This window comes from Polymorphospora sp. NPDC050346 (genome assembly GCF_040655695.1).
GTDB classification, from domain to species: Bacteria; Actinomycetota; Actinomycetes; order Mycobacteriales; family Micromonosporaceae; genus Polymorphospora; species Polymorphospora lycopeni.
The window spans coordinates 173885-193998 of sequence record NZ_JBFAKM010000010.1 but is presented as its reverse complement, the minus strand read 5'-3'; the positions used below and the strand labels follow the sequence as shown (position 1 = coordinate 193998).

Below are 20114 nucleotides of genomic sequence, written 5' to 3'. Positions count from 1 at the left end.
TGCTCCCATATTGACTGAATCAATATTGACAGAGTCGACAGGGCGCCCGGACATTGAAGCGATGCTGACCGTGAAACCTGGACTTGCCGACGTCGTCGCCTTCGACACCGAGATCGCCGAGCCGGACCGTGCGGGCGGATCCCTGCGCTACCGCGGCATCGACATCGAGAAGCTGGTCGGCCACGCCACCTTCGCCGACGTGTGGGGGCTGCTGGTCGACGGCGACTTCGGACGCGGGCTACCGCCCGCCGAACCGTTCCCGATCCCGGTGCACTGCGGTGACATCCGGGTCGACGTGCAGGCGGCGACCGCCATGGTGGCACCGTACTGGGGGCTGCGGCCGCTGATCGACATCGACGGGGAGCAGGCCCGCGAGGACCTTGCCCGTACCTCGGTGATGATGCTGTCGTTCGTCGCGCAGGCCGCCCGCGGCGCGCGGCTGCCCGCCGTACCGCAGCGGCTGGTCAACGGGGCCCGGACGGTCACCGAACGGTTCATGATCCGATGGCAGGGTGAGCCGGACCCGCGCCAGGTCGAGGCGATCGACCGGTACTGGGTCTGCGCCGCCGAACACGGCATGAACGCCTCGACGTTCACCGCCCGGGTGGTCGCCAGCACCGGCGCGGACGTCGCCGCCTGCCTGTCCGCCGCGGTCGCCTCGATGTCCGGTCCGCTGCACGGCGGCGCCCCGGCCCGGGTGCTCGGGATGATCGAGGACGTGGAGCGGGGCGGCGACGCCCGGGCGTACGTCAAGGGGGTGCTGGACGGCGGCCGCCGCCTGATGGGCTTCGGGCACGCGATCTACCGGGCCGAGGACCCCCGGGCGCGGATCCTGCGGGCGGCGGCGAAGGAGCTGGCCGCCCCACGGTTCGAGGTGGCCCTCGCGCTGGAGAACGCCGCCCTCGCCGAGCTGCGGGAACGCAAGCCGGACCGGGTGCTGGAGACCAACGTCGAGTTCTGGGCGGCGGTCGTCCTGGACTTCGCGGGGGTCCCGGCGGATCTGTTCACCCCGCTGTTCACCTGCGCCCGTACGGCCGGGTGGAGCGCGCACATCCTGGAGCAGAAGCGGCTCGGCAAGCTGATCCGCCCGTCCGCCGACTACGTCGGCCGGCCCGACCGCGACCCGGCGGACCTGCCCGGCTGGGACGGCGTCCGGTCCCGCCGTTAGGCCCGGTCTGCGGCCGCCCCGTGTCCCGCCGTTAGGTTCCGCTGCGTGGCCGCCCCATGCCCGCGGGCATGGGGCGGCGGTCAGCCGGCTCGCCCACCTGAGGGTCAGGCGTCGGCCCGCATGTGTTCCCGCGCCCACGCGTCGAAGCTGGTGAGCGGGATGTTGAGGTCCCTGGCGTAGCGGGGGCGGCCCGGCTGGGGGGCGGCGTTCAGCCACTCGTGCCCGGCGCCCATCGCCGGCATCCCGGCGGCGAACGCCTCCTCCTCGGTCATGTCCGGCGCGGACAGCCGCGTGCCCAGGACACGGGAGAGCACCTCGGCGATCTCCGTCATCGACAGGTGGTCGCTGGCGAACTCCAGCTCGACCCGGTCGAACCGCTCCGGCGCGGCGATCGCCGCGGCGGCCGCCCGGCCGATGTCGTCCACCGCGACCAGGGACAGCCGGGTGTCGGGCTTCAGGACGCTCACCAGGCCACCCTCGATGCCGCGCGGGAACAGGAACGCCATGGACGGCAGGAAGTTCACCATGAAGAAGCCCGGCTTGAGGATCGTCCAGTGCCGGAAGCCGGCCGCCCGGACCCGGTCCTGGATCGCACTCTTGGCAGTCATGGTGGGTTCCACCGCGGCCCAGCGCCCTTCGGCCCAGCCCGGGGTCTCAGTGTGCTGACCGGCGCCGGTGACGGACGTGTGCACGAACTGCGGTACACCGGCCGCCTTGGCGCCCTCGACGAGGTTGACGCCCTGGGCCACCTCCCCGTCGAAGTCGAAGCCCGCCGCGGTGACCGCGGGCGCCTGCACGGAGAAGACGGCGCGGACCCCCTCGGCGGCCCGGATCACCGAATCGCGGTCGTGGAGATCGCCGGTGACCAGTTCGGCGCCGAGCGCCTCGACGGCCCTGGCCCGCTCGGTGGCCGGGTCGCGCACCAGGGCGCGTACGGGAACGCCTGTCGCACGCAGGGCGCGGACGGTGGCACCGCCCTGTCTGCCGGTGGCACCGGTGACCAGGACGGGCGCGGAGGCTGTGGACATGGGTGCTCCTCGACTGCTCGGCAACTAACTGGCGGGGCCCGCCGTTTACGCTTGGCTACGATATGGCGGACCCCGCCACTTAGCAAGCTCGGAGATGAACGCCATGCCCGACGGCCAGCGCGCCGACGCCCGGCGCAACTACGCGCGCATCCTCGCGGTGGCCGAGAAGGAAGTCGCCGACCATGGCGCCGCCGCCTCCCTGGAGCAGATCGCCCGCACCGCGGGGGTCGGCTCGGCGACCGTACGTCGGCACTTCCCCACCCGCCGCGCACTGCTGGAGGCGGTATCCCGGAAAAGGATCGAGGCACTGTGTGTCCGCGCCCACGAACTGACCGGCAGGGGCGACAGCCGGGACACGCTCCTGGAGTGGCTGGACGACGTCCTCACCTACTCCGTCTCGGTCCGCGGACTGGCGGCCGCGCTGGCCTACGACGACCCCGGATCCGACCCGGTGCAGGAGAACGCCTGTTCGGCGGCGCTGGAAGAGGCGGCCGGTCCCCTGCTGCACCGCGCCGCGCAGGACGGCGCGGTGGCGACGGGTGTCACCGTCGCGGACCTGATCACACTGATAGTCGGCATCGTCCTGGCCACGGAGCACCACCCCGACCCCGCCGCCCGGGCGGATCGACTGTTCCGGCTCGCCGTGACCGGACTGAGCCCAGCCCCGCACCGCCCGCGTTGATCAAGGACTTGTCGCCAAAACCCTGACCTGTTTTGTCCGACGGCGAAACACCACCCACCTCCACAAGCGGCTCTGCCCCGGCGGATCGTCGTGCCGAAGTTGCCGGCCGCTCAGCCGGCCCAACCGGGGCGTCGCGCCGCCCCGGACCGTGCGACGAGGGCCCTGCCAGCGGAAGTTCGTGCCTGATAGCCGGTTGTGGATCTGGGCTTGTGCGTCGCCGAGGCCTTCGGGGCCGGTTCGTGTGTGCTCTGGTCGGGCGGCCGGCGTCGGTGTGTGTGGTGGTGGTTGGCGGTGTGCGCCGGGATGTGTCCGGGGCCAGCTGGCGTGTGCTGCTGAGGGGTGGGTGTGGTCGTGGTGTGTGCGTGCTGCCGGGGTGGATGGTCGCGCCGACCGGCGGTGTGCGGGTGGGCTGTGTGCGACGGGTGTGCGGTGGCACGCAGCGTGCGGGTGTTGCTGTGTGGGTCTCTGAAGGAGAGATTCCACGGTAGTCCGTCGACCCAACCGACCTGGTGTGGTCGTGCTGTGGTGATCTCGGTGGGGGCGCCGTCGGGGCCTGTTGGCGGGTGTTGTCGTGCCGGCCGGGGTGGTTCGGCGCGTGTCCACGGACGGGGCGGTGGTTTCCGTCTGTGTGTTGTCGCGTGGGCCTGGTCGTGGGGCGGGTTGTGGTGGTCGGCGGTGTCGGAGCGGTCAGGGCGGCCCGGGACCGTGTGGAGGGGATCGGCGACGCGTCAGTGCCGGGTGTTTCTCGGCCTTTTGCTGCTGCCCCCGGTCGGGAGAGTATCCCCCAAGGGGATGTTTAGGGGCAGACCATGATCGTTGATCATGGGCTGCTACCTGCACAGTTGGGCCGGATGGTGCCCTTTGGTGACGACGGGTGCCTGCCTGGGGGTTTGCCCAGGGGTTTACCCAGGGTCCTGCCCGGGGGTTTGCCTACCCCTGGTCAGCCCCGGAGTGGCGGGCGCGGTGGTCTGCCGGACGGACTGCGTGATGTCGGTGGCCGCGGGCAGGTGACCGTCGAACCCGCTCCCGTACGGGCCGAGGGCCGGATCGAAACGGTGAGGCTCGCCGATGCCGCCCTCACCAGCCCTGGCGTGCCGACCGACGACCCGTCCCGGCGACGTGAAGGAACCCGGTATCACGACCTCGGCAGCTGCCGTCCGGCAAGGACCGGTGAGATGCCAACGCCAGCAGCGCCGACGCACCTACGTACCCAACCGGGAGCCAACTGGGCACACCACCGGCGCAAACAACCAACTGGTTGCCGGGCCAACGAGCGGAACCCCGGTCACATGAAGCCAGTTGGCCAACCCGACACCACCAGGACAGCGCCCAGTTGCCCAACTCGTTCGACCGCACGACTCCGGTTGGGCAACGAGAACCCGGTTGCTACGGCACGATCCGTACCGCCGGGGTGTCACCCGGGTGTGCCGGACAGAATCTTCTCCAACGGCGGCACCGGAGTGGTCACGACCGAGCCGTCACCGCCGCAGCCGGCGGAAGTGTCGCCTGGCCGAAGCCGGAGGCGTCGAGCCGGACGGCCACGGCAGCGGCCCCGTCGGGCGTGAACGAGACTGCGAGACGGTGACGACGCCCAGCCGCAGCGGCACGAGAAGCAGCGCCGGCCGGTGCGGCCCGACGTCGTCGGCATCCCTTTGATCAACGAGGCGGAAGGGGGGTAGGTCAGCGTAGGGCGGTCGCCGCGCCGGCCCGTACGGCGGTGGTCAGCGTGGTGAGCACCGTCGACTCCAGCCGCCAGTACTGCCAGTAGAGCGGCACGTCCAGGTGGCGACCGGGGGTGAGGTCGACACACCGACCGGCGGCGATGTCCTCGACGGCGATCCGCTCCGGCACCAGTCCCCAGCCCAGCCCGAGCCGGACCGCCTCCACGAACGCGGCGGCCGCCGGGACGTAGTGGATCGGCGGGTCGAGCGTGCGCTCGGTCAGCGTGCCGAGGAACCGGTGCTGGAGCCGGTCCTTGCGGTTCAGCACGATCATCGGCGCGGTCGCGAAACCGGCGACCACGTCCGTACCGGCGAAGTGCGCCCGCCGCAACGCGGGCGCGGCCATCGCCAGGTAGCGCATCGCGCCCAGCCGCTCGACCCGGCAGCCCTGCACCGGCACCTGCTGGGCGGTCACCGCCGCCATCGCCGTGCCGGCGCGCAGGATGTCGGCGGTGTGGTCCTGGTCATCCTGGTGGATGTCGAAGGCGAGCCCGCCCTCGGCCGTCAGCGCGGCCAGGGCCGGGAGGAACCAGGTGGCCAGCGAGTCGGCGTTCACCACGACGGCGACCCGGGTGTGGGTGTGGCCACCGGCGACCGGTCCGCGCGCGGCGTCGAGGGCTTCCCGTTCGAGCAGGGCGGTCTGGCCGGCGAGCCGGACCAGTGCGGTGCCCGCCTCGGTCGGCTCGCACGGCTTGCCGCGCCGGACCAGGACCTGCCCGACCGCCTGCTCCAACGCCTTGATCCGCTGGCTGACCGCGGACGGGGTGACGTGCAGCGAGCGGGCGGCGGCCTCGAAGCTGCCCTCGTTGATCACCGCCTGGAAGGTGACGAGTTGGACCGGGTCGAGCGCCATGATTAGCGATTCTAATGCAGGTTGAAAATCTTTAGCTGGAGCAAAGTGACGCCGGCTCCTAGCGTCGTCGGGGTGATCGCCTCGACCATCGCCGGATTCTCCGTAGCCGTCGCACTCATCATGGCCATCGGCGCGCAGAACGCGTTCGTGCTGCGGCAGGGGCTGCGCCGCGAATACGTACTACCGGTGGTGTTCACCTGCGCCGTTTCGGACGCGGCCCTGATCGCCGCCGGCATCGCCGGCCTCGGCGCCGCGATCGCCGACCGGCCCGCCGTCCTCGCGGCCGTCCGCTACGGCGGCGTCGCGTTCCTGCTCGGCTACGCGGTGCTCGCGGCCCGCCGGGCGATCCGGCCCGGCGCGCTGACGCCGGCCGGGCGGCCGGCCGGCACGCTGCGCGCCACGCTGCTGACCTGTCTCGCCTTCACGTACCTCAACCCGCACGTGTACCTGGACACGGTGCTGCTGATCGGCTCGATCTCCCGGCAGCACGCGTATCCGTGGTGGTTCGGCGGCGGTGCGATGCTGGCCAGCGTGGTCTGGTTCGCCGCCCTCGGCTTCGGGGCCGGCCGGCTCGCCGGGGTGCTGGCCCGACCGGCGGCGTGGCGCGTCGTCGACGGCGGGGTCGCCGTGCTGATGGTCGTGCTGGCGGTCACGCTGCTGCTCGGCTGAGCCCGCGACGCCGGCTCAGGGGAACCTGCGGGGGCCGGGGCCCTCGCGGCCGAGCACGTCGCCGGGGTTGGACAGCGGGCAGGACCGCAGCGTCAGGCACCCGCAACCGATGCAGTCGGAGAACTGGTCACGCAACGCGGTCAGTTCGTCGATGCGACGGGTCAGGTCGTCGTGCCACTGCCGGGAGATGGCCGCCCAGTCCCGCTTCGTCGGCAGGCCCTGGTCGGGCAACTGGTCGAGGGCCTCCTTGATGCGCTCCAGCGACACCCCCACCCGCTGGGCGGCCCGGATGAAGGCGATGACGCGCAGCGTGTCGCGACGGTATTCGCGACGGTTACCCGCCGTCCGGCGGCTGCGGATGAGGCCGAGACTCTCGTAGTAGTGCAGCGCCGAGACGGCCACGCCGGCCCGGGCGGCGACCTGGCCGGGCCGCAGCCACACGAGGTCGGCGTCGAGCTGCGGCATCCTCTTCCCCGATCGGTCACCCCGACCGGTCGGCCCTGGCTCTGTCCCGACTGGTCGGCCCTTGACGTCAAGTGCACTTGACGAAGTTGACTCTACATCAAGTGAACTTGACCAGGAGGAAGCGTTATGACCAGGTCGAATCCGGTGGGTACGCCAACGTCGGCGGACGGTCCCCGATGAACGCACCGACGATGCGGGCGGCGGCGTTCGACGAGTTCGGGGACGCGGACGTGCTGCGGACGCGCGAGCTGACCCGCCCGCCGTACGGGCCGAAGGAGGTGTTGGTGCGGGTCGCCGTCGCCGGGGTGCAGCCGGTCGACGTGGCCGTACGCTCCGGCGCCCTCCCGCCCTGGGCGGACATCACGTTCCCGCAGGTCGTCGGCAACGAGTTCGCCGGCACGGTAGAGGCCGTCGGCGCCGACGTCCACGACTTCGCGGTCGGCGACGAGGTCGTCGGATTCCGGGTGCTCGGCTGCTACGCGGAGTTCGTCGCCGTCCCGGCCACCCAGGTCGTACGCAAGCCCGCCGCCGTCGACTGGCTCACGGCGGGCACCCTGTCGGCGTCGGGCCAGACGGCGCACACCGCGCTGGAGCGACTGGAGGCGACGGCCGGCGAGACGCTGCTCGTCCATGGTGCCGCCGGCGGGGTCGGCACCATGCTCGTCCAGCTCGCCCGGGCCCGCGGACTGGCCGTCGTCGGAACGGCCGGCGCGGCCAACCAGGAGTACGTCCGCTCGCTCGGTGCGATCCCGGTCCACTACGGCGACGGTCAACTCGACCGCATCCGGGCGGCCGCGCCCGGCGGCATCGACCTCGCACTCGACGCGGCCGGACGCGACAGCCTGCGTACGGCGGTCGAACTCGTCGCCGACCGGAGCCGGATCGGCACCATCGCCGACTTCGACCTCGCCGAGGAACTCGGCTGCCGGCCGCTGCGCAGCGACCGCTCCGCCGCCCGGCTGACGGAACTGCTGGCCAGGTGCGCGGACGGCACGCTGCGGGTCACGATCCGCGCGGCGTACGAACTGGACCGGGCCGCCGACGCGCACCGCGACGTCGAGACCGGGCACGGGTACGGAAAGGTGGCCCTGCTCGTAGGGAACCAGGTGCCGTGACCGCCGGCCGGTCGCCCGGCTGCCGGGATGCCTGACGGGGCACGGTTGCCGGCGCCGGCCGGCACCTGCGAGGCTGCCCGCATGGAACCGATGCGGCTGATCGAGCCGTCCCCCGGCAAGTACTCCCTGCTGCTCGACGCGGGAACCACCGCCGTCGACGACGTGATCGCCGAACTCGGCCACGAACCCAACGGATACTTCTGGGAAGGCGTCGCCCAGCTTCTCGTCAGCACCGAGGCTCCGGCGCTCGAGGGACGTTTCTCGTACGACCCGGAGGGCGGCATGTTCTGCGCCTACGGCACGGATCGGGAGGCTCTGGAGGACCTGGCGAACCGGATGGCGGCGGTCGCCTCGGACGCCGGACGGATCCAGGAGCTGGTCGAGCTGGCGAAGGCGAACGGGTTCGAGTTCGACGACTGAGCTGGCCGGTGCCGGGGTCGACGGATGTCGTTCCGCCGACCCCGGGCCCAGGCTCACAGGCGCTGCGCCGCCAGCGCCGTCCCCTCGATCCGGGCCCTGATCTTGGCCCAGGCCGTGTCCCTGGACGTCGACACGTCGTCGCCGAACGGCGCGAACCCGCAGTCGTCACAGGTGCCCAGCCGGTCCGGCGGGATGTGTTCGGCGGCCCGCAGCACCCGGTCGCGGACCAGTTCGGCGGTTTCCACCACCGGGTCGACCGGATCGGTCACCCCGACGAAGATCCGCTGGTCGGATCGTGAGTGGGTGGCGATCGCCGCCAGCACCCGGTCGGGGTCCGGCTCGCTGGCGAGCTGCACGTAGAACACTCCGGCGTTCAGCGCGAACAGGTGCGGCAGCAGCTCGGTGTAGTCGACGTCGAGGCTGTGCGTGGAGTCCTGGTCGCCACCGGGGCAGGTGTGTACCCCGATCCGGGCCCGCTCCTGCGCGGTGAAGCGGTCCAGGACCCGGTTGTTCAGCGCGACGAACGCGTCGAGCACCCCCTTGGAGGGGTCGAGCTTGATCGACAGCCGGCCTTCGGTGAAGTCCAGCTGCACCGAGTACGCCCCGGCGTCGAACGCCGACCTGATGTCCGCCTCCGCCTCGTCGACGAGGTCGTCGAGGAACGCCTCCCGGTCGTATCCGTCGATGCCGCCGCCGGGGTACAACAGGCTCAGCGCCGACGGCGCGATCACCGCCTGCTTGACCGGCACCGTGGCGTGCTTGCGCGCGGCCCGCAGGTACTGGCCGGAGCGGACGGCGTAGCGGAACGGGCCGGCGGTCAGCCGGGGTAGCTGGCGGGTGTGTCCGTCGGCGAACGGGATGACCGCCCCGTCCGAGGCCAGGTCGGACAGGCCCTGCAAGGGGTAGGTGGCGAAGCTGGGTTTGGACTGTTCGCCGTCGGTGACCACGGGCGAGCCGAGGGCCTCGAGGCGGGCGATGGTGTCGCGTACGGCGTCGTCGTAGAGGGCGTCGAGGGCGGCCGTGTCGATCCGGCCGGCGGCGTGGTCGGCGATGCCGGCGATCAGCCGCTGCGGTCGTGGGATGCTTCCGATGGATTCCGTCGGGAGAATCATGCATGAACGCTAATGCGATCCTGGACATTCCACAATAGGCAGTCGTGACGCGCATCCGTTCGGCGGCAAGCGATTCCGGACCCGCCGACGGCGCCGACCAGGGTCGGCGACCGGCGCCTACCCGCGCGGACCGGGCCGGCTACCGCCGGGAGGCCAGGGCCCGCAACAGGAACAGGGTGTTCGCCGGCCGCTCGGCGAGCCGGCGGGTGAAGTAGCCGTACCACTGTGGCCCGAAGGGCAGGTAGACGCGTACGCCGTGGCCGGCGGCGGCCAGCCGGCGCTGCTCGCCGTCGCGCACGCCACGCAGCATCTGGTACTCGAAGTCGCCGGCTCCCCGACCGGTCCGTCGGGCCAGCTCGGCGGCGATCGCGACCAGCCGTGGATCGTGGGTCGCCACCAGCGGATGTCCGGCGCCGGCGAAGAGGGTCCGCAGGCACCGTACGTAGGCCAGGTCGACGTCGGTCCGCCGGTGCAGCGCCACCGCGGCCGGCTCCCGGTAGGCGCCCTTCACCAGCCGGACCCGCGAGCCGGCGTACGCCAGGTCGGCGCAGTCGGCGGGGCTGCGCCGCAGCGCGGCCTGGATCGCGACACCGACCCACGGGAAGTCCCGCCGCAACGCCCGCGTGATCTCCAGCGTGCTGTCGGTGGTGGTGTGGTCCTCCATGTCGAGGGTCACCAGCACGCCCGCCCGGTCGGCGGCGGCGCAGATCAGCCGGGCGTGGTCCAGGGCGCGGGCCGGGCCGTCCGCGCCGTCGAGCAGCCCGAGGGCCGACAGCTTGACCGACAGTTCGCTGCCGGGGCCGGCCAGCCCGCTGTCGGCCAGCCGCCCGGCGAGCGCGACGAAGTCGTCGCGGGTCTGCCCGGCCCGGCCCGGATCGGTGACGTATTCGCCGAGCTGGTTGAACGTCACCCGGAGCCCCGCGGCGACCAGCGTCGCGGCGGCCGCGAGCGCGTCCGCCGTCGTCTCGCCGGCGACGAACCGGGCCACGACGGCGCGGGTCGCCGGCACGGCCTGCACGGCCGCCTTGACCCGGTCCTGGTTGGCGGCGGCGATCAGGGTACGGCGCAGCACGGTGTTCCCTTCCCGGTCAGTGCACCGAGGTCCGCAGGTGGTGCGGGCTACAGACCTCCTCGTCGATCTCGGCGGGTGGCGTCTCGTGCGGCGCGGTGATGTCGGCGCGCAGCGCGTCGAGGTCGAGGAGCCGACCGCGCAGCACCACGGCGTCGATCGCGCGGACGGCGGCGATGTCCGCCAGCGGGTCGGCACCGAGCAGGACGAGGTTCGCGTCCTTGCCCTCGGTGACGGTGCCGAACCGGTCGGCCAGGTGGAAGGCACGGGCGGCGTCGATGGTCGCCATCCGCAGCACCCGGGCCGGTGCGAGGCCCTGTTCGGCGTAGATCGCCAGCTCGCGGTGCAGCGCGTCGCCGGGGAACGTGTACCAGGTGCCGGCGTCGGAGCCGGCGACGACGGTGACGCCCGCGTCGAGCAGCGGCACCAGGTTGGCGCACGCCTCGTCGTAGGCGCGCGCGTAGTCGTCGATCTGGTCCTTGATCTCGTAGATCGACCGGTGCTGGCGCTGGTACTGCGCGACGCTGTCCGGCGGGGCGGCGGGTGGCAGCGAGATCCGCCAGCGGGGCAGCGACCGCGACTCGTACGAGGCGAGGGTGGGGATCAGGATCGTGCCGGCGTCCGCCATCCGGGCCAGCAGTTCGGGCGGCATCGGGTCGATGACGCCGTGCCCGATGATGTCCGCCCCGCAGTCGACGGCCACCGAGGCGTCGTCGACCGTCGCGATGTGCACCGCCGCCCGGTATCCGCGCCGGTGTGCCTCGTCGATGAGCGCGGCCAGCAGGTCCGGGCTCAGGTTCGGCAGCGTGCCGAAGACGTCGTCGTAGACGATCTTCACGAAGTCGGGCCGGGCCGCCGTGATCCGGTCGATCTGCTCGCGTACGTCGTCCATGGTGACCACGACGCTCGCCGCGTCGCCGACCGAGCAGCTGCAGAAGCCACCGGGGGCGTTCAGGCAGCCGTACGAGGTGAGCAGCCACGGCCCGAGGAAGCGGCCCTCGTTCACGTCGTCGCGTACCCGGTCGGCGGCCGAGCCCGGGAAGTGGCCGCCGGCGGTGAAGAAGTCGACGGCCTGGGTCACGCCGTGCACGAGCATCTGCTTGAGGGTCCGGCGGAAGTCGGACTCGACGCCGAGGAAGCCGTTGAAGGCGATGTGCACGTGGCAGTCGAACAGGCCGGGGATCAGGTAGCGGCCGGCGCCGTCGACGACCCGCGCCGACGCCGGTGGCGGGTCGCCCTCGGCGGTCGGCACGATCCGGGTGATCCGCCCGCCGGCCACCCACACGTCGCGGGCCGGCCGGTGGGCGCCGGCCTCGACGTCGACCACGGTGACGTCGCGTACGACCAGGTCGGGAGCGTCGTCATACGCCGGGGTGCCGGTCATCGGGCCGCCGCCCGCGCCGGGTCCTGCTCGTGCAGGTAGGCGTAGATCGCCTGGGCCATCCGGAAGTCGTCCTCGGTGTCGATGTCCACCGGCTGGTTGGCCGCGTCGAACCAGTACGGGTTCGCGCCGATAGGGCCGAGCGTGGTGGCGGTGGAGCGACGCAGGATCGAGAGGGTGAATCCGAGCTGGTAGTGCATCGGCAGGGTCTGCGACGGCCGGTGCCAGGGGCCGAAGCCGAAGCCCATCGGCCGGTGGTCGTGGTCGAGCAGGTACATCTGACGGGGGTAGACCACGACCAGGGCGTCGTTGTGGTCGCGGGCCTCCCGCCACCGGGCGAGGCATTCGGCGTACTGGTCGAAGAGCGGATCGGTGACGTGACACCACATGATGTCGTCGTCGCCGGGGGTGTCCCGGCAGATCTGGCTCACCACGGACGCGTACGGCGTCTCGTTGCGGGCCAGCTCCGGTGCCCGGGACAGGAAGTTGATGCCGAGCCGCTCGGCGTGCGCGGCGCAGGCGGGCTCCTCGCTGCTGACGTAGATCTGTTCGGCCGGCAGCACGGTCAGCAGTTGGCCGACCTTGATGTCGAGCAGGGAACGGGTGCCGTGGAAGGGGCGGAAGTTCTTGTCCGGCACCCGGGTCGAGGATGCCTTGGCCGGGATCACGGCCTTGATCGTGGGGGTCACGGGGTCGCCTCCGCCGTCACGGCTTCGGCACCGGCCGCCGCCTCGGTGATGATCCGCCGGTACGACTCGGCGTAGCGGCAGCCGGCCACCTGCCCGTTGCCGCTGAGCCGGTTGACCACCCAGGCCAGCGCCGCCGTCGGGTCGACGTCGTCGGCGAACTGGCTCTTGTGCCGCTGGATGGCCTCGATCTTGCGGGTCAGGTACGGCGACACGTCGACGTAGAAGTCGGTGTGTTCGTGCCCCGGTATCCACACCTCCTGGACCCGGTGCGGGGTCAGTCCCTCGCTCAGCAGCTCCGGGTATGCGCGCGGGTTGCGGGCGTCCGGGTAGACGGCCGCGAGGGCGGCCTCGCCGGTGGCCAGGTGGTCGGGGTGCGACGCGCCGATCGGGAAGATCAGGGAACGCAGCGGCTGGTGGGTCAGCACCAGCTCGGGCCGGTGGCGGCGGATCTCGCGGGTGAGCGCGCGGCGCAGCGGCACGTCCGGGGTGAGCGATCCGTCCCGCAGCCCCAGGAAGACGACCTCGGTGGCGCCGAGCAGGTCGGCGGCGTCCTGCTGCTCGGCGTAGCGGCGCCGGGTCAGGTCGGCGTCGGACACCGACGGGTCCTCCCCGCCCTGCGAGCCGTCCGTGCAGACGACGTAGACCACCTCGGTGCCCGCGTCGGCGAGCCGGGCGACGGTGCCGCCGAAGCTGTATTCGGCGTCGTCCGGATGCGCGGTGATGACCATGGCGCGACCGAAGTCGCGGGGCAGTGGTAGCAGGATCGTCTCCTTTCTCCGCGGGTGGCTGCCGCGACCCGCTTCCCTTGCGCGTACGACGGCCGGACCGCTCAGCCGACCCGGGTGTCGGACCGGCCCGCCCGGGCCAGCCGGACGAGGTCGTCGATGCTGCCGTCGGTGAGCAGGTCGCCGAGTTCGACGGTGAGGTCGACGTCGCTGAGGCGGGTGGTGAGCGCCAGCGCGAGCGCCGACGTGCCGCCCGCGTCGAGGAACGACAGTCCGGGATCGGGGTCGGCCACCTGCATCACCTCGCCCCAGATCCGCGCGATCCGCTCGTGCAGCGGGTCGCCGGCCACGGTGGCGACCGGGGCGGTGGCGACCGGCGCCGGGGCGGCCGGGGCGGCGGCGGTCAGGGCGGCGCGGACCTGCCGCCGGTCGACCTTGCCGGGCCCGAGGGTGGGAATCCTGGGTACGACCACGACGCGCTGCGGCACGAGGTGGACCGGCGCGTTGTCCCGTACGTGGCGTACCAGGCCCGCCGGCCGCGCCGTGGCGCCGGGGCGCAGCACCACCGCGGCGGCCGGCACGGCGCCGAGGATCTCGTCGGGCAGCCCGGTGGCGCAGACGTCGCTCACGTCCGGGTGGCTGGCCAGGATCTTCTCGACGTCGCCGGGGAAGACGTTCTCGCCGCCGCAGACGAACATGTCGTCCATCCGGCCGACGAAGTGGTACCAGCCCTCGTCGTCCACCCGGAAGATGTCGCGGGTGCGCAGCCAGCCGTCGACGTAACGCTCACGCGTGGTGACCTCGTCGAGGATGGTGCCCGCGGAGATGAGATCGCTTTTGATCCACAGTTCGCCCTCCGTGCTCTGCCGTCCCGACTCGTCGAGCAGCCGGGCCTCCACGCCGGCCCACGGCCGGCCGCAGCTGTCCGGCGCCTGCTTCTCGCCGGGCGGCTGGCCGAGGCAGGGCGCGCATTCGGTGAGGGCGTAGATGTTCAGGATCTCGGCGGTCGGCACGGCCGCCCGGAGCCGGTCCAGCATGCCGGGCGTGGAGGGGCCGCTGCCCACCCGGATCGAGCGCAGCGCGCTGAGGTCCAGGGCCCGCAGCAGGTCCCGCTCGCGCAGCAGGGCGGCGGCCTGCGACGGGGTGAAGACGACCGTGGCGCAGCGGTGCAGGGCGAGCTTGACGAGGATCTTCGCCGGGTGGAAGGAGTCGGCGACCACGCCCGTCCAGCCGCGCAGCAGTCCCAGCATGACACCGGCGTTCAGGCCGGAGGTGTGGTAGAGCGACGTGGCGACCAGGTAGCGGCCCTCGGCCTCGGTGGCCGCCCCCGCCGACGCGGTGTATCCGCCGCTGCGGTAGCGGGTCAGCAGCCGGAAGTGCTCGTGCGTCTTGAAGATCATCTTGGGTCGGCCGGTGCTGCCCGAGGTCAGGAAGGCGACCGCCGGAAACCGGTCCGGGACCTCCACCGGCAGGTCGGCCACGGGGGCGGCGAGCAGTTCGGCGAAGCGGCGCGGCCCGGGACCACCGATGGTGAAGGTGCGTGCCGGCAGCCGTCGCACCGCCGCCGTGGTGACGCCGCCGTCGCCGCCGTCGACCACCGCGGCCAGACAGCCGGCGTCGGCCAGGATCGCCTCCGCGGCCGGCGCGGGCAACCCGGGGTCACACAGCACGGCGGTGAGTCCGGCCCGGACGGTCCCGTAGATCGCCTGCAACAACTCGGGCCCGGGCCGGGCCGAGATCAGCACCCGGTCCCCCGGAGCCAGCCCGTCCGCCAGGAGCCCGGACGCCACCCGGTGCACGTCGGCGTCGAACTCGGCGTAGGTCACCACCCTGTCGTCGCCGTCGCCGACGAAGACGAACGCGGCCCGGTCGGGCGCCGCCTCGACGTGGTCACGGAAGAGGAGCACACCGTTCGTCTGCAATCTCACTCCCCTGGTGACGCCGTCGGGCGCCGGTGATCCTATCGCAATCTTCGATACCTTCGGGCCGCCGCCAAACTGCCGGCCGCAAGCCTTACCGGTCAACCCGTTCGGCCGCCCGTCAATCGACAGCGATGGAATATCAATGACGATTCGGAACCCCGAGCTGACCGATTGACCATTGACATCCGTCGTGTGCTGGCGGCCCGCTCATCCACCATGGACCCCGTCGATGCGATGTGCAACACTGCACGCCATGCCAGCCTCTCCGGATCGGACGGACAGTGCCGGGTCCGCCGGATCGCACCACGGATCAGCGGCGGTCGTCGTGACGACCGTGCCGTCTCCGGCGGCGACCACCACGGGCGTCCGGTGCGGGTAGCCGAGCACATCGTCCGCAAGCTGGTCGCGGAGGGCGTGGAAGTCCTCTTCACGGTGCCCGGCGAGCAGATGGACGCCCTCTTCGGTGCCCTGGCGAACACCGACATCCGGGTCATCCACACCCGACACGAGCAGGGCGCCGCCTTCATGGCATACGGCTACGCCCGCTCCACCCGCAAGATCGGCGTCTACACCGTCATCTCCGGCCCCGGCGTGCTCAACTCCACGGCCGCGCTCGCCACCGCATACGCCGGCGACGCCCGCATCCTCTGCCTCGCCAGCGAGATCCCCACGCCGCTACTCGGCCGTGGCTACGGCGTACCGCACGAGGTCCCCGACCAGCTCGGGATCCTGCGCCGGCTGACCGGCTGGGCCGAACGCGTCGGCACGCCGGATCAGATCGACGCCGTACTCGGCGAGGCGTTCCACCGGCTGCGGTGGACCCGGCCGCGCCCGGTGGCGGTCGAGGTGCCGACCGACGTGTGGGGGGCCGAGGCCGGCGACCCGCACCGCTGGACCGGGCCGGCCGTCGACCAGCATCCCGACCCCGCCGCCGTCGAGGCCGCCGCCGCGCTGCTCGCCTCCGCGAAGGCCCCGCTCATCATGGTCGGCAGCGGGGCCCGCGGTGCCGCCGCCGAGATCCAGCGGCTGGCCGAGCGGCTGCGGTGCCCGGTGACGGCGGACATGGGCGGCCGGGGCATCGTCGGCGACCGCCACGAACTGTCGGTGACGCTTCCGGTGGCCCACCGGCTCTGGGCCGAGACCGACGTCGTCCTGGGCATCGGCACACGGCTGATGCGCCCGCAGGTCGAGTGGGGGTTGGACGACAACCTGCAGATCATCCGGGTCGACCTCGACCCGACCGAGATCGACCGGGTACGGCCACCCGCGGTCCCGATCGTCGCCGACGCGACCCTCGCGGTGCGGGCCCTGCTCGACCGGGTCGACGACGCGCCGCAGCGGGAGGACTGGCTGGCCCGGGTGAAGCGGGCCCGTGACGACGTCGAGGCCGAGGCCGCCCGGCTGGTGCCCCAGGTCGACTTCCTGCGGGCGATGCGGGCCGTGCTGCCGGACGACGGCTTCTTCGTCGACGAACTCACCCAGGTCGGCTACGTCTCCCGGTTCGCCTTCCCGATCTACGCGCACTCGACGTACGTGCCGGTCACCTACCAGGGCGCGCTGGGGTCCGGCTTCGCCACCGCACTCGGCGTCCAGGCCGCGAATCCGGGGCGGCCGGTCCTGTCGATCTCCGGCGACGGCGGCTTCCTCTACACCGCCGTCGAACTGTCGACCGCCGTGCAGCAGCGGCTGCCGGTCGTCGCGGTCGTCTTCAACGACCGCTCGTACGCCAACGTGAGCCGCTCACAGCTGCGCAGTCTCGGCGCGACGGTCGGCACCGACCTGCACAACCCCGACTTCCCCGCGTTCGCGAAGGCGTTCGGCGCCTACGGCGTTCGGGCGACCACGCCAGACGAACTGGCGGCCGAGATCTCCGCGGCGTTCGGCCGGCCGGACGCGCCGACGGTGATCGAGGTGCCGGTCGGCGAGATGCCGAGCCCGTGGCCACTGATCCGCCTGCCGCGGGTCAGGTGAACGCCGATCCCGCACCGGCCGGGAGGCCGTCCGTCCCACGCCGCTTCCGAGGAGTCGACATGGCCCAGGCCACGCCACACACGTTGCCGTTCCGCCCGGCGTTGGCGCACATGCGCAGCCAGCGGATCGTCGAGGTCGCCAAGGTCACCAGCAGCCACCCGGGGGCGATCAGCCTCTGCTTCGGTGAGACGGACCTGCCGACCGCGACGGTCGTACGGGAGGCGGCCGAGCAGGCCATGCGGGAGGGCAAGACCACCTACGCCGACCGGCGCGGCATCGCGCCGCTGCGGGCGGCGATCCAGGAATACCACCACCGCACCCACGGCCTCGACATCGACCTGGACCGGATCTCGGCGACCTCGTCGGGCATGACCTCGATCATGATCGCCCTGCAGTGCCTCGTGGAGCCGGGCGACAACGTCGTGGTGGTCGCGCCGATCTGGCCCAACATCGTCATCGCGATCGAGGCGCTGGGGGCCGAGGTCCGCTTCGTCCAGCTCGACGCCGAGCAGGACCGGTGGTCGCTCGACCTGTCCGCCGTCGACGCCTCCTGCGACGAGCGGACCCGGGCGATCTTCGTCGCCTCGCCGGGCAACCCGACCGGCTGGACGATGACCTCCGACGAGCAGCGGGAACTGCTCGACCTGGCCCGGCAGCGCAACACGTGGATCATCTCGGACGAGGTCTACAACCGCCTGGTGTACGACGGCTCGTTCGCCGCCCCCTCCTTCCTCGAGGTGGCCCGCGACGACGACGCCGTGTTCGTGGTGCAGAGCTTCTCGAAGACGTGGGCGATGACCGGCTGGCGGCTGGGCTGGCTGGTGCATCCGGCGGCACTCGCCCACCAGGTCGGCAACCTGAGCGCGATCAACAGCACCGGGTCGGCCACGTTCGTGCAGCACGCCGGCGTCGCCGCGATCCGGCAGGGCGAACCGTTCGTCGGCGAGCTGATGGCCCGCTGCCTGGACGGCCGGAACATGGTCGACGACGCCCTCGGCCGGATCGCGCGGGTCTCGGCGCCGCCGGTGCCCGCGTCCTTCTACGCCTTCTTCCGGATCGACGGGGTCGAGGACGATCTCGCGTACGCCAAGGACCTGGTGGCCCGGGCCGGCGTCGGCCTGGCGCCGGGCTCGGCGTTCGGTCCCGGCAACGAGGGCTGGTTCCGGATCTGCTTCGCGCAGGATCCGCAACGGCTGGCCACGGCACTCGACCGGCTCGTCGCCACCATCTGACACCGGCGCGGACCGCGCCCGGGCGCCACCACCCGGTGGCGCCCGGTGCGAGGGGCGGCTAAGCCGCGGCGAGCTGGGCGGTCAGCTCGTCCAGCGTCGCGGCCAACCCGGCCGACACGCGGGTCAGCGGCAGCCGGCACTCCGGGGAACGCAGCAGACCCTGCCGCCACAGGCAGTACTTCAGCGGCATCGGGTTGGACTCGCCGAACAACGACGGGATCATCGGGCTGATGGTGCCCCAGGCGGTCCGGGCCCGGACCAGCTCCTGCTTCGCGATGGCGTCGGCGACCTCGACGAACGTCCGGGTCGCCAGGTGCGAGGAGGCGAGGATGCCGCCGGCGGCACCGTTGGCGAGGCTGGTGAAGAACATCGGGTCCTCGCCGGTGAGGACCGACAGTTCCGACGGCGCCCGGTGCAGCAGGTCGAGGCTCTGCATGAGGTTGCCGGTGGAGTCCTTGACCGCGCGTACGTTGGGCGCGGCCGCCACGATCTCGAACAGCGCGTCGTTGGAGAGGTTGACCCCCGTCCGGTACGGGACGTTGTAGACGATGACCGGCCGTTCGGTCTCACCGGCGACCGCCCGGTAGTGCTCGACGAGGCCGTCCGCCGGGGGCCGGTTGTAGTACGGCGTGACGACCAGGTATCCGGCGACGTCCAGCGACTCGTACGAGGCGATGCCGGCGGCGACGTGCCGGGTCGAGTTCCCGCCGACACCGACGTACACCGGGAGGGCGCCCGCCACCGCCTGGATGGTCTCGACCACCACCGCCCGCTGCTCGTCGGGCTCGACGGTCGGGCTCTCCCCGGTGGTGCCCATCATGATCAGACCGGCCAGCCCGAAGCCCGAGTAGTGATCGACCAGCCGCCGCAGCGACTCCAGGTCGACGGCACCGTCGTAGAACGGTGTCACCAGGGGCAGGTACACGCCTTCCAATTTGGTCATCAATCAACCTTCGCTCTTGATCCCGGTCGCCGGTCAGCCGACGACCTCAACGTCCATCAATGCCCACGAATTGGGTCCCGTTGCCGAGAGAGCGAGCCTGGCACCCGGCTCGAGCGTGCCGGCCCTGGCGAACAGGGCGCAGTTTACCAACAGGTCGGCCGCGAAGCTGTGTCCGTGATCGGCCACCGGTCCCGGCACCAGTTGGGCCGCCGCGAACCCCGCGGCCCCGGCCAGGAACCGCTGCGACGAGAGCCGGTAGTTGTTGAACAGCGCGTGGGTGTAGTCGCGCGGGCCGAGGCCGGTCACCTCCTTCAGGCCGGCGGCGGCCGAACGGCCGAGCAGGACCGTCCGGCGCTGCCCGGCGGGGCTGACGTCCGCGGTGCCGCCCTGCGCGTCGGTGCGTACGGCGACGCCGTGCACCCGCAGCGCCGGCCGGGCGGCGGGCGCCTCCCGGGTGGCGAGCACCGCGGCGGCGCCGTCGCTGAGCACCGACAGCGGGCCGGTCATCATCCGGCCCCGGCCGCTGGCCACCCGGTCGGCGGTGACGATCAGGGCCGAGCCGGTCGGGTGGCGGCTCAGCAGCGCGTCGGCGACCTGGACCAGCAGCCCGAGGTTGCCACAGCCGTGCCCGGCCAGGTTGAGCACGACCGTGCCGGGTATGCCCAGCGCGACGGCCAACCGGGCGTTGGTGGACAGCGCGTCCTCGCCCACCTGCGGTGTCTCGGTGGCGTAGAGGACGAAGTCGGGGCTGGCCCCGGCCGCCGCCAGGGTCTTCGCGCCGACGTCACACGCCATCTCCAGGGACGACGCGGTCGTCTCCCGGTAGTCGCGCAGGCCGTCCTGGCTCAGCCGCTCGTCGTCGCAGCCGGGTTCGCCGAGCCCCGCGACGGGGCGCGGGTCGCCGTGGACGTACGAGATGGACGACAGATGGATGTCCGCCACGGACACC

18 protein-coding genes are annotated in these 20114 nt (G+C 72.3%); 7 read left to right on the top strand and 11 right to left on the bottom strand.

The window, feature by feature from the left end:
* Window positions 1–61 precede the first annotated feature (61 nt).
* Window positions 62–1168, top strand: coding sequence for a citrate synthase 2 (locus tag AB0I42_RS13480; RefSeq protein ID WP_357537114.1), 1107 nt, complete (start codon window positions 62–64; stop codon window positions 1166–1168).
* Window positions 1169–1272: 104 nt separating this feature from the next.
* Here AB0I42_RS13480 and AB0I42_RS13475 read toward each other — a convergent pair whose 3' ends face one another.
* Window positions 1273–2196, bottom strand: a complete 924-nt coding sequence (locus AB0I42_RS13475; protein ID WP_357537112.1) for an NmrA family NAD(P)-binding protein — start codon at window positions 2194–2196, stop codon at window positions 1273–1275.
* A 94-nt stretch (window positions 2197–2290) separates the two neighbouring features.
* Between AB0I42_RS13475 and AB0I42_RS13470 the strand changes: the two genes are divergently transcribed.
* Window positions 2291–2878, top strand: coding sequence for a helix-turn-helix domain-containing protein (locus AB0I42_RS13470; RefSeq protein ID WP_357537110.1), 588 nt, complete (start codon window positions 2291–2293; stop codon window positions 2876–2878).
* 1680 nt (window positions 2879–4558) lie between these two features.
* Here AB0I42_RS13470 and AB0I42_RS13465 read toward each other — a convergent pair.
* Complete coding sequence (locus AB0I42_RS13465; protein ID WP_357537108.1) at window positions 4559–5452, bottom strand: LysR family transcriptional regulator ArgP; 894 nt, start codon at window positions 5450–5452, stop codon at window positions 4559–4561.
* A gap of 72 nt (window positions 5453–5524) precedes the next feature.
* Here AB0I42_RS13465 and AB0I42_RS13460 point away from each other — a divergent pair, with 72 nt between their 5' ends.
* Window positions 5525–6121 (top strand): LysE family transporter, encoded by a 597-nt coding sequence (locus AB0I42_RS13460; protein ID WP_357537106.1) that lies wholly within the window; start codon window positions 5525–5527, stop codon window positions 6119–6121.
* A gap of 15 nt (window positions 6122–6136) precedes the next feature.
* Here AB0I42_RS13460 and soxR read toward each other — a convergent pair whose 3' ends face one another.
* On the bottom strand, window positions 6137–6586 hold the full coding sequence (soxR, locus tag AB0I42_RS13455; protein WP_357537104.1) for a redox-sensitive transcriptional activator SoxR: 450 nt from the start codon (window positions 6584–6586) through the stop codon (window positions 6137–6139).
* Window positions 6587–6762: 176 nt separating this feature from the next.
* Here soxR and AB0I42_RS13450 point away from each other — a divergent pair, with 176 nt between their 5' ends.
* Window positions 6763–7701: an NADP-dependent oxidoreductase gene (locus AB0I42_RS13450; RefSeq protein ID WP_357537102.1), complete on the top strand. Its 939-nt coding sequence runs from the start codon at window positions 6763–6765 to the stop codon at window positions 7699–7701.
* An 81-nt stretch (window positions 7702–7782) separates the two neighbouring features.
* Window positions 7783–8121 carry an Imm51 family immunity protein gene (locus AB0I42_RS13445; protein ID WP_357537100.1) on the top strand — a complete coding sequence of 113 codons (339 nt, stop codon included), beginning with the start codon at window positions 7783–7785 and terminating at the stop codon, window positions 8119–8121.
* A 53-nt stretch (window positions 8122–8174) separates the two neighbouring features.
* On the opposite strand, the gene AB0I42_RS13440 is transcribed toward AB0I42_RS13445, so the two are convergent.
* The 6 genes from AB0I42_RS13440 to AB0I42_RS13415 form a co-directional block, all read right to left on the bottom strand.
* Window positions 8175–9233, bottom strand: a complete 1059-nt coding sequence (locus AB0I42_RS13440; RefSeq protein WP_357537098.1) for a cobalamin-independent methionine synthase II family protein — start codon at window positions 9231–9233, stop codon at window positions 8175–8177.
* Window positions 9234–9372: 139 nt separating this feature from the next.
* On the bottom strand, window positions 9373–10305 hold the full coding sequence (locus AB0I42_RS13435) for a proline dehydrogenase family protein (protein WP_357537096.1): 933 nt from the start codon (window positions 10303–10305) through the stop codon (window positions 9373–9375).
* Window positions 10306–10321: 16 nt separating this feature from the next.
* Window positions 10322–11686, bottom strand: coding sequence for an amidohydrolase family protein (locus AB0I42_RS13430; protein WP_357537094.1), 1365 nt, complete (start codon window positions 11684–11686; stop codon window positions 10322–10324).
* A complete protein-coding gene (locus tag AB0I42_RS13425; RefSeq protein ID WP_357537092.1) occupies window positions 11683–12372 on the bottom strand; it encodes a hypothetical protein in 690 nt (229 codons plus the stop codon). The genes AB0I42_RS13430 and AB0I42_RS13425 overlap by 4 nt, the downstream gene beginning before the upstream one ends.
* Window positions 12369–13100, bottom strand: a complete 732-nt coding sequence (locus AB0I42_RS13420; protein ID WP_357537089.1) for a PIG-L deacetylase family protein — start codon at window positions 13098–13100, stop codon at window positions 12369–12371. Before AB0I42_RS13420 ends, AB0I42_RS13425 begins: the two co-directional genes overlap by 4 nt.
* Window positions 13101–13201: 101 nt before the next feature.
* Complete coding sequence (locus AB0I42_RS13415; protein WP_357537087.1) at window positions 13202–15019, bottom strand: class I adenylate-forming enzyme family protein; 1818 nt, start codon at window positions 15017–15019, stop codon at window positions 13202–13204.
* Between the two features lie 369 nt (window positions 15020–15388).
* Between AB0I42_RS13415 and AB0I42_RS13410 the strand changes: the two genes are divergently transcribed.
* Both AB0I42_RS13410 and AB0I42_RS13405 read left to right on the top strand, forming a co-directional pair.
* The gene (locus AB0I42_RS13410) at window positions 15389–16990 is read left to right on the top strand and encodes a thiamine pyrophosphate-dependent enzyme (RefSeq protein ID WP_357537085.1); all 1602 of its coding nucleotides are present in this window, start codon (window positions 15389–15391) and stop codon (window positions 16988–16990) included.
* A 59-nt stretch (window positions 16991–17049) separates the two neighbouring features.
* Window positions 17050–18222, top strand: coding sequence for a pyridoxal phosphate-dependent aminotransferase (locus tag AB0I42_RS13405; protein ID WP_357537083.1), 1173 nt, complete (start codon window positions 17050–17052; stop codon window positions 18220–18222).
* A 58-nt stretch (window positions 18223–18280) separates the two neighbouring features.
* Here the strand turns inward: AB0I42_RS13405 and dapA are convergent, their stop codons facing one another.
* A complete protein-coding gene (gene dapA, locus AB0I42_RS13400) occupies window positions 18281–19165 on the bottom strand; it encodes a 4-hydroxy-tetrahydrodipicolinate synthase (protein WP_357537081.1) in 885 nt (294 codons plus the stop codon).
* Window positions 19166–19198: 33 nt separating this feature from the next.
* Complete coding sequence (locus tag AB0I42_RS13395; protein WP_357537079.1) at window positions 19199–20107, bottom strand: hypothetical protein; 909 nt, start codon at window positions 20105–20107, stop codon at window positions 19199–19201.
* Between the last annotated feature and the right edge of the window lie 7 nt (window positions 20108–20114).

What these genes read in the sequence shown, in the direction of transcription:
- AB0I42_RS13480 (WP_357537114.1), top strand. Translation starts at nt 62, where the DNA reads ATGCTGACCGTGAAACCTGGACTTGCCGACGTCGTCGCCTTCGACACC.
- AB0I42_RS13420 (WP_357537089.1), bottom strand. Translation starts at nt 13,100, where the DNA reads ATGGTCATCACCGCGCATCCGGACGACGCCGAATACAGCTTCGGCGGC.
- AB0I42_RS13405 (WP_357537083.1), top strand. Translation starts at nt 17,050, where the DNA reads ATGGCCCAGGCCACGCCACACACGTTGCCGTTCCGCCCGGCGTTGGCG.
- AB0I42_RS13440 (WP_357537098.1), bottom strand. Translation starts at nt 9,233, where the DNA reads ATGATTCTCCCGACGGAATCCATCGGAAGCATCCCACGACCGCAGCGG.
- AB0I42_RS13475 (WP_357537112.1), bottom strand. Translation starts at nt 2,196, where the DNA reads ATGTCCACAGCCTCCGCGCCCGTCCTGGTCACCGGTGCCACCGGCAGA.
- AB0I42_RS13450 (WP_357537102.1), top strand. Translation starts at nt 6,763, where the DNA reads ATGAACGCACCGACGATGCGGGCGGCGGCGTTCGACGAGTTCGGGGAC.
- soxR (WP_357537104.1), bottom strand. Translation starts at nt 6,586, where the DNA reads ATGCCGCAGCTCGACGCCGACCTCGTGTGGCTGCGGCCCGGCCAGGTC.
- AB0I42_RS13465 (WP_357537108.1), bottom strand. Translation starts at nt 5,452, where the DNA reads ATGGCGCTCGACCCGGTCCAACTCGTCACCTTCCAGGCGGTGATCAAC.
- AB0I42_RS13470 (WP_357537110.1), top strand. Translation starts at nt 2,291, where the DNA reads ATGAACGCCATGCCCGACGGCCAGCGCGCCGACGCCCGGCGCAACTAC.
- dapA (WP_357537081.1), bottom strand. Translation starts at nt 19,165, where the DNA reads ATGACCAAATTGGAAGGCGTGTACCTGCCCCTGGTGACACCGTTCTAC.
- AB0I42_RS13430 (WP_357537094.1), bottom strand. Translation starts at nt 11,686, where the DNA reads ATGACCGGCACCCCGGCGTATGACGACGCTCCCGACCTGGTCGTACGC.
- AB0I42_RS13445 (WP_357537100.1), top strand. Translation starts at nt 7,783, where the DNA reads ATGGAACCGATGCGGCTGATCGAGCCGTCCCCCGGCAAGTACTCCCTG.